The organism is Microbacterium trichothecenolyticum, assembly GCF_000956465.1.
Classification (GTDB): Bacteria; Actinomycetota; Actinomycetes; order Actinomycetales; family Microbacteriaceae; genus Microbacterium; species Microbacterium trichothecenolyticum.
In genome coordinates, this window is the sequence record NZ_JYJA01000039.1 from 196,313 (window position 1) to 212,975 (window position 16,663).

At 70.8% G+C, this 16,663-nt stretch carries 8 protein-coding genes; 4 read left to right on the forward strand and 4 right to left on the reverse strand.

All coding sequences use genetic code 11. The annotated features are described in order from the left end of the window. Window positions 1-41 precede the first annotated feature (41 nt). Window positions 42-797, forward strand: a complete 756-nt coding sequence (locus RS82_RS16570) for a LamB/YcsF family protein (protein WP_045301437.1) — start codon at window positions 42-44, stop codon at window positions 795-797. After that, a complete protein-coding gene (locus RS82_RS16575; protein ID WP_045301438.1) occupies window positions 791-2,401 on the forward strand; it encodes a 5-oxoprolinase subunit B/C family protein in 1,611 nt (536 codons plus the stop codon). The genes RS82_RS16570 and RS82_RS16575 overlap by 7 nt, the downstream gene beginning before the upstream one ends. A gap of 36 nt (window positions 2,402-2,437) precedes the next feature. On the opposite strand, the gene RS82_RS16580 is transcribed toward RS82_RS16575, so the two are convergent. From RS82_RS16580 to RS82_RS20795, 4 genes are all read right to left on the reverse strand, one after another. Further along, window positions 2,438-4,639 (reverse strand): caspase family protein, encoded by a 2,202-nt coding sequence (locus RS82_RS16580; RefSeq protein ID WP_045301439.1) that lies wholly within the window; start codon window positions 4,637-4,639, stop codon window positions 2,438-2,440. Window positions 4,640-4,678: 39 nt separating this feature from the next. After that, the gene (locus RS82_RS16585; protein WP_169748717.1) at window positions 4,679-6,877 is read right to left on the reverse strand and encodes a CHAT domain-containing protein; all 2,199 of its coding nucleotides are present in this window, start codon (window positions 6,875-6,877) and stop codon (window positions 4,679-4,681) included. Window positions 6,878-7,039: 162 nt separating this feature from the next. Beyond that, window positions 7,040-9,652 carry a DUF4062 domain-containing protein gene (locus tag RS82_RS16590; protein ID WP_169748718.1) on the reverse strand — a complete coding sequence of 871 codons (2,613 nt, stop codon included), beginning with the start codon at window positions 9,650-9,652 and terminating at the stop codon, window positions 7,040-7,042. A 20-nt stretch (window positions 9,653-9,672) separates the two neighbouring features. Then, window positions 9,673-12,291 carry a DUF4062 domain-containing protein gene (locus RS82_RS20795; protein ID WP_169748719.1) on the reverse strand — a complete coding sequence of 873 codons (2,619 nt, stop codon included), beginning with the start codon at window positions 12,289-12,291 and terminating at the stop codon, window positions 9,673-9,675. 219 nt (window positions 12,292-12,510) lie between these two features. Between RS82_RS20795 and RS82_RS16600 the strand changes: the two genes are divergently transcribed. Beyond that, window positions 12,511-12,843: a hypothetical protein gene (locus RS82_RS16600; RefSeq protein ID WP_045301443.1), complete on the forward strand. Its 333-nt coding sequence runs from the start codon at window positions 12,511-12,513 to the stop codon at window positions 12,841-12,843. A gap of 301 nt (window positions 12,844-13,144) precedes the next feature. Then, entirely contained in the window at window positions 13,145-16,645 is a 3,501-nt protein-coding gene (rpoB, locus tag RS82_RS16605; protein WP_045301445.1) for a DNA-directed RNA polymerase subunit beta, read from the forward strand. The last annotated feature ends 18 nt before the right edge of the window (window positions 16,646-16,663 follow it).

The following is a 16,663-nucleotide window of genomic DNA, read 5'->3' on the forward strand; positions in this document are numbered from 1 at the left end:
GGCACCGAACCGAGCACACGTCTCCGCAGTAGCGTTGAGGAGTGGCGGCGATCGACCTCAACGCGGACCTCGGCGAGACCCTCGACGGGGTTCCCACTGCCGACGACGAGGCGATGTTCGCGGTGATCTCGAGCGCGAACGTGGCCTGCGGCGCTCACGCGGGCGATGCCGCGTCGATGCGCGAGGCCGTGGTCCGCGCCCAGCGCTTCGGCGTCGCCGTCGGGGCCCACCCGTCGTATCCCGATCGCGCGAACTTCGGCCGCATCGCCGTCGTGATCGATCCCGCCCAGCTCACCGTGACGGTCGCGGAGCAGCTCGCCGCACTCGCCGACGCCGGCGCCGACCTCCGCTACGTCAAGCCCCACGGCGCGCTGTACCACGCGGTCGCGGTCGACCGCGAGCAGGCCGACGCCGTCGCCCGGGCGATCGCCGACTGCTCCGCACTGCTCGGCCGGCCCTTGCCCGTGCTGGGCCAGGGCGGCGAGATCGCGCGGGCCGCAGCATCCGTCGGTCTGCCGTTCGTCCACGAGGCGTTCCTCGATCGCGGCTATCTGCCGGACGGCTCGCTCGTGCCGCGCATGCAGCCCGGCGCGCTGCTCGACGACCCCGCATTCGTGGCGGCGAGGGCCGTTCGCCTCGCGGACGAGGGTGTGGTCGAGGCCGTGGACGGCTCCCTTGTGCGCGCGGATGCCGCGTCGCTGTGCGTGCACGGCGACTCACCGTCGGCGGTCGACATGGCCCGCGCCGTGCGCGCGGCGCTCGACGCCGCCGGCGTGGAGGTGCGGGCGCCGTGGTGACCCCCCGCGTGCGGCCGGTGGGGGAGCGGGCGTTCCTGCTCGAAGTCGGCACGCTCGACGAGGTGCTCCCGCTGCACGCCTCCCTGACCGCCTCGCGTCCGGACGGCGTCATCGATCTCGTCCCCGCCGCGCGCACGGTGCTCGTGCGGGTCGACCCGCGGGTGCTGCCGGCGGCGGCAGCGCGCTCGTGGGCGCTCGGCGCGGCGACCGAGTCCCGGCAGGCGACGGATGCGGCGACCCCGCCCGTCGAACTCGACATCGCGTACGACGGGGCCGATCTCGCCGACACCGCGCGCCTGCTGGGTGTCGACGCCCACGAACTCGCGCGGCGCCACGCCCAGGCGCACTGGCGGGTCGCCTTCACGGGCTTCGCGCCCGGCTTCGGGTACCTCGTGAGCGACGACTGGACCTTCGACGTGCCCCGGCTCGAATCGCCCCGCACCCGCGTGCCGGCCGGATCCGTCGGACTCGCGGGGGTGTTCAGCGGCGCCTACCCGCGCGAGACCCCGGGGGGCTGGCGGCTCATCGGCACGACCGCCGCGTGTCTGTTCGACCCGGATGCCCCGTCCCCGGCGCTCCTCGAACCCGGGGCGCGCGTCCGGTTCCGCCCGGTGCCCGCACGGGTGTCGGCGGAATCAGGAGATCTGGCGAGAACAGGACGGTTCGCGCCGGATGCCCCTGGGTTCGCCGGATCTCCTGATCTCGCGAAGAGAGCGCGTCGCGCGGCGGCGGGCCGCAGCATCCGTGTCGTCGAAGCCGGCTTGCTGACGACGGTGCAGGATCTCGGGCGCGCAGGCGCGGCCTCCGTCGGCGTCGCGGTGTCGGGGGCGCTCGACCGCGGGGCGCTGCGCACCGCGAACCGTCTGGTGGGCAACTCCGAGGGAGCCGCCGGGCTCGAGGTCACGATGGGCGGGCTGCGCGCCGTGGCCGAGGCCGACCTCTGGGTCGCGGTGACCGGCGCGTGGGGAACGGTGCGTCTCGACGGGCGCGAGGTGGATCCGTACGAAGCTCACGAATGGCGAGCGGGCTCCGAGCTGCACCTCGACTGGTTCGCGCACGGCGCGCGCGGTTACGTCGCCGTTCGCGGCGGGCTCGACGCCCGCGTCGCGCTCGGCTCCCGGGCGACGGACCTGCTCGCGGGGCTCGGGCCCGCGGCGCTGCGCGCCGGTGACGTGGTGGGCGTGCGCGACGACGTGGCGGGGCCGATCCCGGTGGCGCCTGCCGCCGGCTGGGGTGCGCCGCAGGACGATGAGCTCGCGCTCGAGCTCGCGCCGGGTCCCCGGGCAGACTGGTTCGCCCCGGCGGCGCTCGCCACCCTGTACGAAACGGTGTGGACGGTCTCGAACCATGCCGACCGCGTCGGCGCCCGCCTCGACGGGCCCGAGCTGGCGCGGGTGCGCAGCAGCGAGCTCCCGAGCGAGGGGATGGTGCCGGGCGCGCTGCAGGTGCCGCCCAGCGGCCGTCCCACGATCCTGCTCGCCGACGGCCCCGTGACCGGCGGCTATCCCGTCATCGCGGTCGTCACCGACGCGGGCCTCGACCTCGTCGCCCAGGCGCGCCCGGGCACGCGCATCCGCTTCCGCCACGCCCGCCCGGCGGGCTGAGCCGCTCCCGCCCGCAGGGGCGCTGCGTCCGATCGGTCAGTCGCCGCCCGCCTCCAGCAGATCCGCGGTCGCGCGGAGGATCGCGACGATGGCGGCGGTGCGCACGTCGGCGGGTGCTCGGTGGCCGTTCGACTCGACGGAGTCGGGCGCCGCGGTCGCGAAGGCTTCGTGCACCGACGACAGCAGCCCGCGCGCGCCCAGGTCTCCCGCGGCCGACAGCATCGGTCGCTGCTCGTAGGTGTCGTCGAGGACGTCGAAGACGGCGGCCACGAAGGCCGCGTTGGTCAGCTTCGGGGTCTTCGCCAGGACTCCGAGCGCGGCAGTGGTGAACACCCCGTGGCCGTTGGTCTCGAGCGCGACCTGATCGGGCTGGCACGCGCTGATGAGCACCTCCCTGCCGTCGGCGCGTGGCGTCGGCGGCGCCGCCGCACGGTCGGTCTCGACCTCGACCACCCGCTTCCACGCGGCCGTGCGGAAGGGATCGTCCGGCGACGCCGCCCGCTCCTCGCGGAACGCCGCTTCCTCGCCGGCGTCCAGCACCGTCATGCGCGGCGTCGCACCGGCCGGGATCTTGCGCGACACGAACTCGGTCGGCGTGATCTCGCGGTTCACCGAGCCGGAATGGCATGAGTCGAAGAACAGCGTCACCGCGACACCCTCGGGGATCGCGTCCCAGATGGCGCCGAGGTCGTCGTCGACGATCAGCTGTCCGTCGCGGAAGTCGACCGGGCAGAGGGCCTCGTCCTTCGGGCCGAACTCGTCGGTCTCGTCGCCGTCGAGATCGGGCACGAACGTGCCGTGGCCGGCGAACTGGATCGCGACGACATCGCCGTCGCGGGCCGACGAGACCTTGTCGAGCATGGCGCGCAGGATCGCGTCGCGGGTCGCGTCCCCGTTGTGGATCGACTCCACCTGGAAACCGGCGTCGCCGAGGGCCTTCGCCCAGGACTCCGCATCGGCGACGCACCCGCTGAGCGGGTCCCTCGGGTATGCGTCGATGCCGATGCAGAGGGCGAGCTTGCGTGATGCCGCGCCGCGCGCGCCGGTCGGCTCGGGGCGAGGCGCAGGGACGAACTCGCCGACCTCGCGCGCCCGTGCCGGGAACACCGCGACGTGATCAGCCTCGTTGCTGTCGGGTACGCCGACCACGCGCCGGGCGAGACTCATCATCGTCTGCTCGTCGTTGTCGAAATCGCCGTGCGAGGTGGCCTGCGTGCTGCTGCGGGGCCCGCGGGTGACGGGGCCGAGCACCAGGCGCTCGCTCCGGTCGCCCAGGTACGCCATGGTGCGGCCGGAACCGCGCAGATGCTCCTCGACACCGAGGATCTCGGCATCCTTCTCCGCTTCGAAGGCCCGTGAGACGAGATACAGGAGCGACTTGCGGTAGATCCCCGCGGTGTTGTCGCGCTTCTCGTGGTTCTCATCCATCGTGAAGATCGAGAGGCTCTCGATCTTCCCGGCCTCGGCGAGCGGCAGCAGCGTCGCCTCGAAGGTGTCGATGCGCACCGCCGGCGCGAGGAACGTCACGGTCTTCACGCTGTCCACGCGGTCGTCGCCCTCGAACAGGCGCGGGACGAAGTGCGAGTGATAGATCGAGCCCGCGCTGTGCCCGCCGATGTGCAGCTCGATGGCGCCGGGGTTGGCCGCCATGAACTCGCGCAGCGCACCCGCCAGCACGAACGCCCCGCCCGGGTCGCCGCCTCCGACACTGGGAAGGCACGCGCCGGCCGAGTCGAGCTTCATGTCGTCCCAGAACTTGCGACCGCCGAGCACGCGCGCCGCCGCCTCGACCGCGAGGTCCGTGAGGTCGGTGAATCCGCGCTTGCCCGCCTTGCCGCGGACGACGTCTTCGAGGGTGGTCTTGAACCCGCTCTCCCACACGAGGTGGATCGGGTAGACGCCGTTCTTCTTCCACCAGCCGGTCTGCCGCTGCGCCGTCAGCAGGCCCGCGTCCTTGTCGGTGAGCCCGCCGTGCGCCCAGATGAAGACCGGGACCGGTGCGGGGGTCTCTCCGGGGGGCGTCTTCTTCGTCTGCTGATCGATGAACGCGGCGAGATCGACCTCGATCATGCGACGCACGTCGGCCGCCGTCGTGGCGAAGTCCGCGACCGTGCGCGGCTTGGCGACCGAGGTCTTCGCCAGGCGGCCGTCCGCGGTGTGGACGACGTGCTTGCGGAGGGCGGCGAGCTCGGCCGCCGTGAGGCTCGCGCCCCGGGCGGTCGTGGTGGTCTCGGGCATGGTGTCACGTCCTGTCTGCTGGGGATGGGTGGGTGAGGGTCAAGAATGGTCGCCGCCGTCTGCGGCGGCGCGGGGCACGAGCCTGGCGCGCGGATCGGCGAACACGGTGAAGGCCAGGGACGTGAGGTCGCCCGCCTCCCGCGCCGCTCGCCGCGCGGCCAGCACCGCCTCGCCGACCGTGGCGTTCTCGCCGAGGGTGCGCTGGTAGAACGTGCGGACGAACAGCGCCGTGACGTCGTCGCGGACCGCCCACGAGCAACCGATGAACACGCCCACGCCGCCGCGGAGGAACACCTCTGCGAAGCCGCCGAGCCCGGTGGCACCGGAGCGGAGCCGGCCGACGTCGCACGCGCTGAGGAAGACGAACGGAGTGGAGGTCGGCGCGGCGGTGTCGAGCTCGGGGAGATCGCGTCGCGCGTCGGAGTCGGTGTACGACGCCGATCCGTCGTCGTGGTCCGCCGAGAACGCCGCGAAGGCGATCTCCTGGCCGAGCGGAGCGATGTCGCGCCACCGGCCGTGCCCTGCGAAGTGGAGCAGGTCGAAGCCGTCCTGGATCGCCTGACGGAACTCGATCGGGTCGGCGGCGGATCGCGGGGGACCCGCGAGCAGGTCGCCGATCGTCTCGATCTCCTCACGGGCGCGCGGCAGGTCGAGGCTGTGGTCGACGTAGTCGGGTGCGATCGCGACGACGCGCGTGGGGTCCACCGGGATCACGGTGGGTCGCGGCGTGCCGTACATCCATCGGGTGAGTCCGAGGTCGCCGAGGAAGTAGCGCTCCGGATCGGGTCGTTGCCTGCCCACCGGGACGAGATGCACGATCTCCCACGGGATGTCGAGCTCACCGGAGGTCTGCAGCACCAGCTGCGAGGTCCGGCGGCGTCGACTCCACAGCAGCGCATTGACCTCGTCGCCGAGGAGCTCCGTGGCGACCCGGGCGCCGAGCGTCCGCACGCCACGCCGGGCGGTGTCGGCGGCCTCGTCGGGGTCGTCCTCGACGGATTCGAGGAACGTCTTGCGGACCGCGGACAGCTCCGAGTAGATCCCTTCGACGTATGCGCTCTTGTCGGGCAGCCGCACGGAGTGCTTGACGACGGTGCGCCCGATCTTCGCGGTGACGAGCAGCTCCGATGCGCCGCGTGACATCGATTCGTCGATGACCAGCGTCGGAAGGTCGGCGATGCTGCGCGGCGGTGCCGCGACCGAGGCGACCGCGGTGCGCGGGTCATCGGCGCCGATCCCCTCGACGTCGTCGTCGGCCGCGACGATCGGCGTGCTCAGCGCCAGCACCGCGAGCGGGGTCACGATGGGCGGCTGCGTGAACGTGACGGTGATGTGTCCGCGTCCTGGGCCGTCGGGGATCAGCGCGAAGACGAGTCGACGCGGCTCCGAGCCCTTCGTCGGGAGCATGGTCGAGATGATCGACGGCGTGCCGTCGGCGAACGCGAGGCCGCGCAGCTGCATGGCCACCTCGATCTCGCGCGAGGGGTCGAACAGCGCTGTGGCCTTCTTGCGCGCCGCACCGGCCGTCGGGGCGAGGTCCGCGAGCGACAGCCGCACGATCGCGTCGAACTCGACGCCCTCCACGACGCGCGCCGGCACTTCGGCGTCGACGAATGCGGGGACGGGGGCCGCGCCGTCGAGCCCGCCGGATGGCGTGACCGCCTCGGGGGGCGGCACGGGCCCGGCGGCGACCGGAGGCGGCGCAGGCCCGGGCATCGGCGGTGGGGCGGGCGCAGGTGGCGGGGCCACCGGGGCGAGGCCGGGTGACCGTCCGCCGAATCCGCCGCCGAGCACGACGTCGGGGATGCGGGGCGGCGGGGGCGGCTCCGCGGCCGCCTCGGGTTCGCCGCCCATCCCCATGCCGCCCTGGGCGACCTGGTGCTCGAGCCACGCGATGCCCGTCTCGAAGTCGCTCGCGACGACGGTGAGGTGAAGCGTCTCCCCGCGGCCGACAGCGATCCGTGCGCCATAGCGGTCTGCGCCGAGCGCCTCGAAGTGGACGAGCTCGGCGATCCCGCCGCGCACGACGATCGCCGCGTAGTGGAAGTCGTCGCTTCCCTGCACGCGCAGACGCGCGACGGTGTCGGAGCGGCCGTGCAGCACGACGTCGGCGAGCAGCGTGACGCCGAATTCGTTCGGCTCGACGTCCGATGGCGCCGGGTCGACGCGCACGTCCAGAGCGTCGGCGTCTGCGTCGACGTCGACTGCATCGTGCGGCACGTCTGGAACACGAGCCATCTCGACCCCCTCGCACCGGTGCCCAGTCACCTGAAGATCCGAGAGCGCTGTTCGGTCCACAGCATACGAGCGCGCTCCTCACCGCACCAGAGCGCGGCGCGCCGGGTCCTGATACCTCTGATACACGGATGCTGAGGCTCGCGGCATCCGTGATCACCCCGGCTACCAGGCGCGCAGCGCGTCGGCCACCATCGAGAACTCGTGCTCCGGGAGTGCCAGCTGCACCGCTTCGGCGACGGTGAGCTCGGCCCCGGCGATCTCGCCGGCCTCGACGCTCTGCGCATCGCGGCCACGGAGGATCTCGAGGTACGGCGTATGCACCGTGAAGGCCTCCACATCGAAGATGCCGATGCGTCGGCGGATCTCGCCGGCCGCGACGGCGAGCGCCGACGCCCGCCAGGCCTCGCCATGGGCCGCAGCGACCGCGCACACCCCCTCGAGGCCGTACGCGACGCCCTCTTCGTAGTGCAGCCCGACCGACAGCAGCAGGGTGTGCACGAACTCCCGCTCCGCCTCCTCGATGCGGCCGAGCTGGAAGTTCAGGCGAGAGCGCAGGTTGCCGGCGACCGAGGTCGTGAACAGATCGCCGCGCGACTCGGCGACCGAGGTGGCGCGGTCGAAGTGCGCGAGGGCGTCGTCGGTGGCTCCGCGCACCCAGGCGAGCCGGCCGAGCGAGACTTCGGTGATCGCCTCCGCCCACGTGTTCCCGCGCTCGCGCAGCGTGACCACCGCCTCGCGAAGCTCGGCTTCTGCCTTGTCGGTGTCGAGATGCGAGAACTGCACGCGTGCCGTCGCGCGCGCGGCGAGCGCCATCGCCGCGGCATCCTCGTCGCCGCTCTCCCGGAACAGGCGCACGCACTCGCCGAGGCCCGCCACCACCTGCTCGCTCGGCCGCTGCCACATCTCGCCCCACAGGGCGAAGAACCACGCGATTGCGCGGGTGTGCGGCGTGATGGGCTGCTCGTGCTGCTTCTCGAGCAGTTCGAGCATCCACACGCGCACCTCGGCGAAGAAGCCGGAGATCCACCAGTAGATGAGCAGGCACCACGCGAAGTCGCCGGCGTCGTCGAGCCGGTTCGTATAGACGAGGTGGCGCACCGCCGCGCGCAGGTTCGGCAGCTCGAGCCCGAGCCGCGCCACGGCGTCGGCCTGCCCGCGTCCGCCGAGGTCGGGGGCGATCTGCTGGACGAGCCCCCGGTAGTAATCGGCGTGGGCGCGCCGCACGCGCTGCGCGTCGCCCCGCTCCTTGAGGTGGTCCAGCGCGTACTCCCGCACGATCGCGAGCAGCGAGAACACTCGGCGCCCGCCGAGCTCGCTCTGCTTGACGAGAGAGCCGTCCGCGAGGGCAGCGAGGGCGTCGATCGCGTGACCGCCCCACGGACGGTCCTCTCCCAGGGCTTCGACCGCATCGAGGGTGAACCTCGTCGCGAACACGCCGAGATCCTCGAGCAGGTCCCGCTGCTCCGGCGGCAGGAGACTCACGCTCCAGTCGATCGTCGCCCGCATCGTGCGGTGCCGTTCGGGCAGATCGCGCACCGCGGCCGTCAGCAGCGGCAGGCTCTTCTCGAGGCGCCCCGCGATCTGCGCCGGGTTGAGGATGCGCACCTTCGCCGCCGCGAGCTCGATCGCCAGCGGCAGCCCCTCGAGCCTGCGGCAGATGTCGGCGAGATCCCTCGCGTTGTCGGGTGTCACGTCGAACTGCGAATCGATCGCCCGCGCCCGGTCGACGAACAGCGACACCGCGGCCGAGCGCGCGGTGCGGTCCAGGCTCGCCGGGCCTTCGCCGGCGGGCGTCGTGAGCGGCGGCACGTCGTAGACGCGCTCGCCGCGGATCCGCAGGACGATGCGGCTCGTCACGAGGAACGTCGCGGTCGGCGCGACCGTGTACAGCCGCACGAGCACGGGTGCGGCATCCACGATCTGCTCGAAGTTGTCGAGCACGATCAGCACGCGGCGATCCGCGAGGGCGTGGGCGATGCGCTCCTCGAGGGCGGCCTCGCCGTTGTCGCGGATGCCGAGATAGTACGCGATCGTCGGCAGCAGCAGTCCCGGCTCGAGCACGCCCTCCAGGAGGACGAAGTAGACCCCGTCCGGGAACAGGTCGCCGGAGGCCATGGCCGACTCGATCGCGAGACGGCTCTTGCCGATGCCGCCGGGGCCGATCAGGCTCACCACCCGGTCCGTGCCCCGCGCCAGCAGGGTGCGCACCGCATCGATGTCACCCTCCCGCCCGATGGTGGTCGTGTAGGGCACCGGGACGCGGCCCACCAGGCTGACCTGCGCAGCGCCGGTGTCGGGCGCCTCCGGCGCCCGCGATTCGTCGAAGCGTTCGGCGAGGAGCATGGCGAGGTCGCCGGCGACGTGGTCTTCGAGGTCTCGGGCGTCGTGGAAGTGGAGGTAGGCGGCGGTGTCGTCGGCTTGGATGCGGGCGATGAGGTCTTTGAGTCGTTCGTCTCGGGTGTCGGTGTCTTTGACGTAGATGAGTTTGGGCATGCCGGCGGGGGCGAGGTTGTATTCGTCTTCGAGGCCGGAGACGTCTTCGTCGGGGGCGATCCAGCCGTAGCTGGCGCCGTAGATGCCGATGAAGACGTCGGATTGGGCGAGGTAGGAGCGGTAGAGGTCGCGGGGCGGGTGGGGCCGTGCGCCGAGTTCGAACATCACGGGGGCGAGCCGGAGTCGCTCGACGGCCGACCGTACTGCTTCGCGTTCGTCCGCGAGCTCGCGCAGGGTCGAGCTCACGAACACCCGGATCCGCTGGTCGGGCGTACGGATCACGGGCGCCCGCTCCGGCCCCGTCACCACGAAGGGACCTTCTCACGGACGTCCGCGTCGGCGTCGGGGAGCGCGATCGCGATGGCCTCCGCGAGGCCCATCTCCCTGCCCGCGCGCTCACCGGCCTCGACGCTCTCGGCGTCGACGGCCCGCAGGGCCTCCAACGGTGCGAGGTGCACGGCGAACCCTTCGATGTCGTAGACGCCGGTCGTCTCGCGGATGGTCGCCGCCACCGCGGCCAGAGCTCCGGCGCGCCACGCGTCGCCGTGCGAGGCGGCGATCGCGGACATTCCCTCCAGCCCGTAGGTGGCGCCGTCGACGAAGTGCAGCCGGATCGACAGCGTCAGGGTCAGCAGGAACTCCGCCTCCGCCTCGTCGCGCTCACCCAGCACGAAGCGCAGTCGCGCGCGGTTGTTGCCCGCCACGACGCGGGTGAACGCATCGTCGGCGGCGTCGGCGATGTCCACCGCCCGGCCGAGGTGCTCGAGCGCCGCCGGGATGTCGCGACGCAGCATGCCGAACTGTCCGAGCACCACCTCGGCGAGGGACTCCGCCCAGCGGTCGCCGAGCTCGTGGAGGGTCGCGATCGCCTCGCCGATCTCGGCCCGGAACACCTCTTCGTCGAGGTCGGCGAACTGCAGCCGCGTCGACGCCTTCGCGGCGAGCGCCATCGCGGCGGCCTGCTCGTCGCCGCTCTCGGTGAACAGCCGCACGACCTCGCCGAGACCCTCCACCACCTGGTCGCTCGGGCGCTGCCAGAGCTCTGCCCACAGCGGGAAGAACGTCGCGATCGCGCGCGTGCGCGGGGTCAGCGGCATCCGTTTCTCGAGAAGTTCCAGCATCCACAGCCGCACGTCGGCGAAGTACCCGCAGATCCACCAGTAAGCGAGCAGGGTCCACGCGAAGTCGCCGGCGTCGTCGAGCCGGTCCATGGAGACCAGGTGGCGTGCCGCGGCGCGCAGGTTCGGCACTTCGAGCCCCAGTTCGGCGACGGCATCGATCTGCTCGGCGCCGCGCAGTCGTGGGGCCACCCGGTGCACCAGGTCGAGGTAGTAGTCGGCGTGCGCGATCCGCATCGCATCCGCCGCCAGACGTGACTCGAGCGCTTCGAGGGCGTACTCGCGGACGATCGCGAGGAGCGAGAACACCGAGCGGCCGCCCGAGTCGATGCGCTGCACCAGCGACGCATCGATGAGCGCGGCCAGGGTCTCGATCGTGTGGGGGCCCCACGAGCGGGTCTCGCCCACCGCCTCGACCGAGTCGAGGCTGAATCGCGCGGCGAACACACCGAGGTCCTCCAGCATCGCGCGCTGATCATCGGCCAGCAGGCCCACGCTCCAGTCGATCGTCGCCCGCATGGTGCGGTGGCGGTCGGGGAGATCGCGCACAGACGTCGACAGCAGCGGGAGGGTGTGGCCGAGGCGGTCGGCGACATCGTGCGGCGAGAGCAGCCTGACCTTCGCCGCGGCCAGTTCGATGGCGAGCGGCAGCCCGTCGAGCCGGCGGCAGATGCCGATGACGTCTGCCGCGTTCTCGGCGGTCAGCCGGAACCCGGGGAGTGCGGACGCGGCACGCTCCGCGAACAGCACGCACGCCGAGGACGCCTGTGCCTGCGCGAGCGTGGCGGGGACGTCCGGTGCGGGCGTCTCGAGCGTCTCGACCTCGAACACGCGCTCGCCGCGGATGCGCAGGACGATCCGGCTCGTCACCAGGAAGCATGCGCGCGGAGCGAGGGAGTACAGGCGCACCAGGACGGGGGCCTCGTCGATGATCTGCTCGAAGTTGTCGAGCACGATGAGCACGTGGCGGTCGCCGATCGCCTGCGCGATGCGCTCCTCGAGCGTGGCCGCCCCGGTGTCGCGCACGCCGAGGATGTAGGCGATCGTCGGCAGCAGGAGTCCTGGTTCGAGAACGCCCTCGAGCGGCACGAAATAGACCCCGTCCGGGAACAGGTCGGTGTTCGCATGGGCCGCCTCGATCGCCAGCCGGCTCTTGCCGATGCCGCCCGGCCCTATGAGGCTCACGACGCGGTGGAGGCCTCCGGCCAGCAGGGCGCGGATCTCGGCGAGCTCGCCTTCGCGCCCGATCGTCTCGGTGTACGGCTCGGGCACGCGCGCGGCGAGCGAGATCTCGGCCGCCGTGGCCGGCTCGGTGCGCCGCGACTGGTCGAAGCGTTCGGCGAGGAGCATGGCGAGGTCGCCGGCGACGTGGTCTTCGAGGTCTCGGGCGTCGTGGAAGTGGAGGTAGGCGGCGGTGTCGTCGGCTTGGATGCGGGCGATGAGGTCTTTGAGTCGTTCGTCTCGGGTGTCGGTGTCTTTGACGTAGATGAGTTTGGGCATGCCGGCGGGGGCGAGGTTGTATTCGTCTTCGAGGCCGGAGACGTCTTCGTCGGGGGCGATCCAGCCGTAGCTGGCGCCGTAGATGCCGATGAAGACGTCGGATTGGGCGAGGTAGGAGCGGTAGAGGTCGCGGGGCGGGTGGGGCCGTGCGCCGAGTTCGAACATCACGGGGGCGAGCCGGAGTCGCTCGACGGCCGACCGCACTGCTTCGCGTTCGTCCGCGAGCTCGCGCAGGGTCGAGCTCACGAACACCCGGATCCGCTGGTCGGGCGTACGGATCACGGGGTGTCCCACCCCAGTCATGTGCATATATTGGCGCGATCTGGGCAGTTTCGCCATGGTTTCGGTGCATCGATGCATCGGATGGGGGTCCAGCCTCACTTCAGATGCGTGCCGCTGCGCATCCCAGAGCCTCCCTTCCCACCGTCCGTGCGCAGGAGTATGTTGCGGCGGTGACGGCGTCGAAGAGGACACCGTCGTCCGGATCGGGGCTTCGGACGCCATCACAGGGGAGGGAATTCGATGAAGAAGGCTTTGGCGTGCGCGGTCGTCGCGATCGGGCTGGTGCTCGGCAGTGGCGGCGCGGCAATGGCGGGCGAGGTCAACGGGAACGGCGGTGCCGCGAACGGCGCGGCGAACTCGGCATCCGAGTGCGCGTTCTCAGGTCAGGACACCGCGGACAGCATCGAGGGGACGGGCCCGGAAGGAATGGGCGACGACGCCCTCGCGATGCGGGGCAATCAGAAGCACGGATACAAGGGCATCCAGAGCTACGGGATGTTCGTGAGCGCGGGCATCGACCTGGGGATCAACCCGGGAGATGCCTGCCGGGGCAACCTCGGCAAGAAGCACTGATCTGATCTCAGCGCCTCGCCGCACCCGTGCGCTTCGGCCCTGTGCCGAGCGCGCGGGTGCTGCCGTCTTCGGGCTTATACCGCAGCATCCGGAACTTTTCAAGAATCCAACTGGACACGGCGCGTCGTCCGACGTATAGTGGGTCTTTGCGCTCTTGGATTCCCCCTGCCCTCATATGGTGGTCGGCTGTGCCTGCGCCCCCTCACGTTCACGTGAGGAGTGCCGCGCGGGTTTCGGGGATGAGGAGCACTCCACCTGACGACAAGGAAACGAGCCCTACGGGCCCACGGAGGTAATCCCCTTGGCTGCTGCGAGCAACGCATCCAACCCCACCACCACCCCGAAGAACGGACGCGGAGCTTCCCGCCTCTCGTTCGCCAAGATCTCCGACACGCTGACGGTCCCCGACCTTCTCGCGCTGCAGACCGAGTCGTTCGACTGGCTCGTCGGCAATGAGGCCTGGAAGGCCCGCGTCGCCGACGCGAAGGCCGCCGGTCGCACCGACGTGCCCGAGGTCAGCGGCCTCGAGGAGATCTTCGAGGAGATCTCCCCGATCGAGGACCTGAGCGAGACCATGCAGCTCTCGTTCACGAACCCGTACCTCGAGCCCGAGAAGTACTCCATCGAGGAGTGCAAGGAGCGCGGCAAGACGTACGCGGCCCCGCTCTACGTCGAGGCCGAGTTCATGAACCACCAGACCGGTGAGATCAAGACCCAGACGGTCTTCATGGGCGACTTCCCGCTCCAGACCGACAAGGGCACGTTCATCATCAACGGCACCGAGCGCGTCGTCGTGTCGCAGCTCGTCCGTTCGCCCGGCGTCTACTTCGACAAGACCCCCGACAAGACCTCCGACAAGGACATCGTGTCGGCGCGCGTCATCCCGTCGCGGGGCGCCTGGCTCGAGTTCGAGATCGACAAGCGCGACCAGGTCGGCGTCCGCATCGACCGCAAGCGCAAGCAGTCCGTCACCGTCTTCCTGAAGGCCCTCGGCCTCACCAGCGAGGACATCCTCGCCGAGTTCGCCGGCTTCGACTCGATCGAGGAGACGCTCTCGAAGGACACGATCCTCTCCAAGGAGGACGCGCTCCGCGACATCTACCGCAAGCTCCGTCCGGGCGAGCAGGTCGCCGCCGAGGCCGCCCGCGCGCTCCTGGACAACTTCTACTTCAACCCGAAGCGCTACGACCTCGCCAAGGTCGGCCGGTACAAGATCAACCACAAGCTCGGTCTCGACAAGCCGCTCACCGACTCGGTGCTGACGGTCGACGACATCGTCGCGACGATCAAGTACCTCGTCCGCCTGCACCGCGGCGACGTCACCTTCGACGGCGTGCGCGGCGGCAAGCCGGCCGAGATCCGCCTCGACGTCGACGACATCGACAACTTCGGCAACCGTCGCATCCGCGCGGTCGGCGAGCTCATCCAGAACCAGGTCCGCACCGGTCTGTCCCGCATGGAGCGCGTCGTCCGCGAGCGCATGACCACGCAGGACATCGAGGCGATCACGCCGCAGACCCTGATCAACGTCCGCCCCGTCGTGGCCGCGATCAAGGAGTTCTTCGGGACGTCGCAGCTGTCGCAGTTCATGGACCAGAACAACCCGCTCGCGGGTCTGACCCACAAGCGCCGCCTCTCGGCCCTCGGCCCCGGCGGTCTGTCGCGTGAGCGCGCAGGCGTCGAGGTCCGCGACGTCCACCCGTCGCACTACGGCCGTATGTGCCCCATCGAGACGCCGGAAGGCCCGAACATCGGTCTGATCGGCTCGCTCGCCTCGTTCGCGCGCATCAACGCGTTCGGCTTCATCGAGACGCCGTACCGCCGCGTCGTCGAGGGCAAGGTCACCGACCAGATCGACTACCTGACCGCCTCGGAGGAGAGCGACTACATCGTCGCCCAGGCCGGTGTCGAGCTGAAGGCCGACGGCAGCTTCGCTCAGGACCGCGTCCTCGCCCGTCGCGGCAACGGCGGCGAGGTCGACCTCTTCCACTCGGAGGAGATCGGCTACATGGACGTCTCGCCGCGCCAGATGGTGTCGGTGGCGACCTCGCTCATCCCCTTCCTCGAGCACGACGACGCCAACCGCGCCCTCATGGGTGCGAACATGCAGCGCCAGGCCGTTCCGCTTCTGCGTTCGGAGTCGCCGGTGGTCGGCACGGGCATGGAGGGCTTCGCCGCGATCGACGCCGGTGACGTCGTCACCGCCGACAAGGCCGGTGTCGTCGTCGAGGTCTCGGCCGACGTCGTGACGGTGCAGCTCGACGAGGGCGGCACCCAGGACTACTTCCTGCGCAAGTTCGACCGCTCGAACCAGGGCACGTCGTACAACCAGCGTGTGGTGGTCTCGGCCGGTGAGCGCGTCGAGGCCGGCGAGGTCATCGCCGACGGTCCCGCGACCGAGAACGGCGAGCTCGCCCTCGGCAAGAACCTCCTCGTCGCGTTCATGACGTGGGAGGGCCACAACTTCGAGGACGCGATCATCCTCAGCCAGGACCTGGTGAAGGACGACACGCTCTCCTCGATCCACATCGAGGAGTACGAGGTCGACGCCCGCGACACGAAGCTCGGCAAGGAGGAGATCACGCGTGATCTCCCCAACGTGAGCCCCGACCTGCTCAAGGACCTCGACGAGCGCGGCATCATCCGCATCGGCGCCGAGGTGCGCCCTGGCGACATCCTCGTCGGCAAGGTCACGCCGAAGGGCGAGACGGAGCTCTCGGCCGAGGAGCGCCTGCTCCGCGCGATCTTCAACGAGAAGAGCCGCGAGGTCCGCGACACGTCGCTGAAGGTGCCCCACGGTGAGCAGGGCACCATCATCGCCGTCAAGGAGTTCAACGCCGAGGACGGCGACGACGAGCTCGGCTCGGGCGTCAACCGCCGCGTCGTGGTCTACATCGCCCAGAAGCGCAAGATCACGGAGGGCGACAAGCTCGCCGGCCGTCACGGCAACAAGGGCGTCATCGCGAAGATCCTCCCCGTCGAGGACATGCCGTTCCTCGCGGACGGCACGCCGGTCCAGGTCATCCTGAACCCGCTCGGCATCCCCGGTCGAATGAACTTCGGCCAGGTGCTCGAGCTGCACCTCGGCTGGATCGCCAAGCAGGGCTGGAAGGTCGAGGGCACCCCGGAGTGGGCCGCCCAGCTGCCCGAGCAGGCCTTCGAGGCTCCGGCCGGCACCAAGGTCGCCACGCCGGTGTTCGACGGCGCGTTCGAGGCCGAGATCGCGGGTCTGCTCGACTCGACGAACCCGACCCGCGACGGCGAGCGCCTGATCGACTCGTCGGGCAAGACGCAGCTGTTCGACGGTCGCTCCGGCGAGCCGTTCCCGGCTCCGATCTCGGTCGGCTACATGTACATCCTGAAGCTGCACCACCTCGTGGACGACAAGATCCACGCGCGCTCGACGGGTCCGTACTCGATGATCACCCAGCAGCCGCTCGGTGGTAAGGCGCAGTTCGGCGGCCAGCGCTTCGGTGAGATGGAGGTGTGGGCCCTCGAGGCCTACGGCGCCGCGTACGCGCTCCAGGAGCTCCTCACGATCAAGTCCGACGACATCCTCGGCCGCGTCAAGGTGTACGAGGCGATCGTCAAGGGCGAGAACATCCAGGAGCCCGGCATCCCCGAGTCGTTCAAGGTGCTCATGAAGGAGATGCAGTCGCTCTGCCTGAACGTCGAGGTCCTCTCGGCGGACGGCACGGCGGTCAACCTCCGCGACACCGACGACGACGCCTTCCGCGCCGCTGAAGAGCTCGGCATCAACATCTCCAGCCGCTTCGAGTCCTCGTCGATCGACGAGATCTAAGCGCGCCAGGTAACGAAC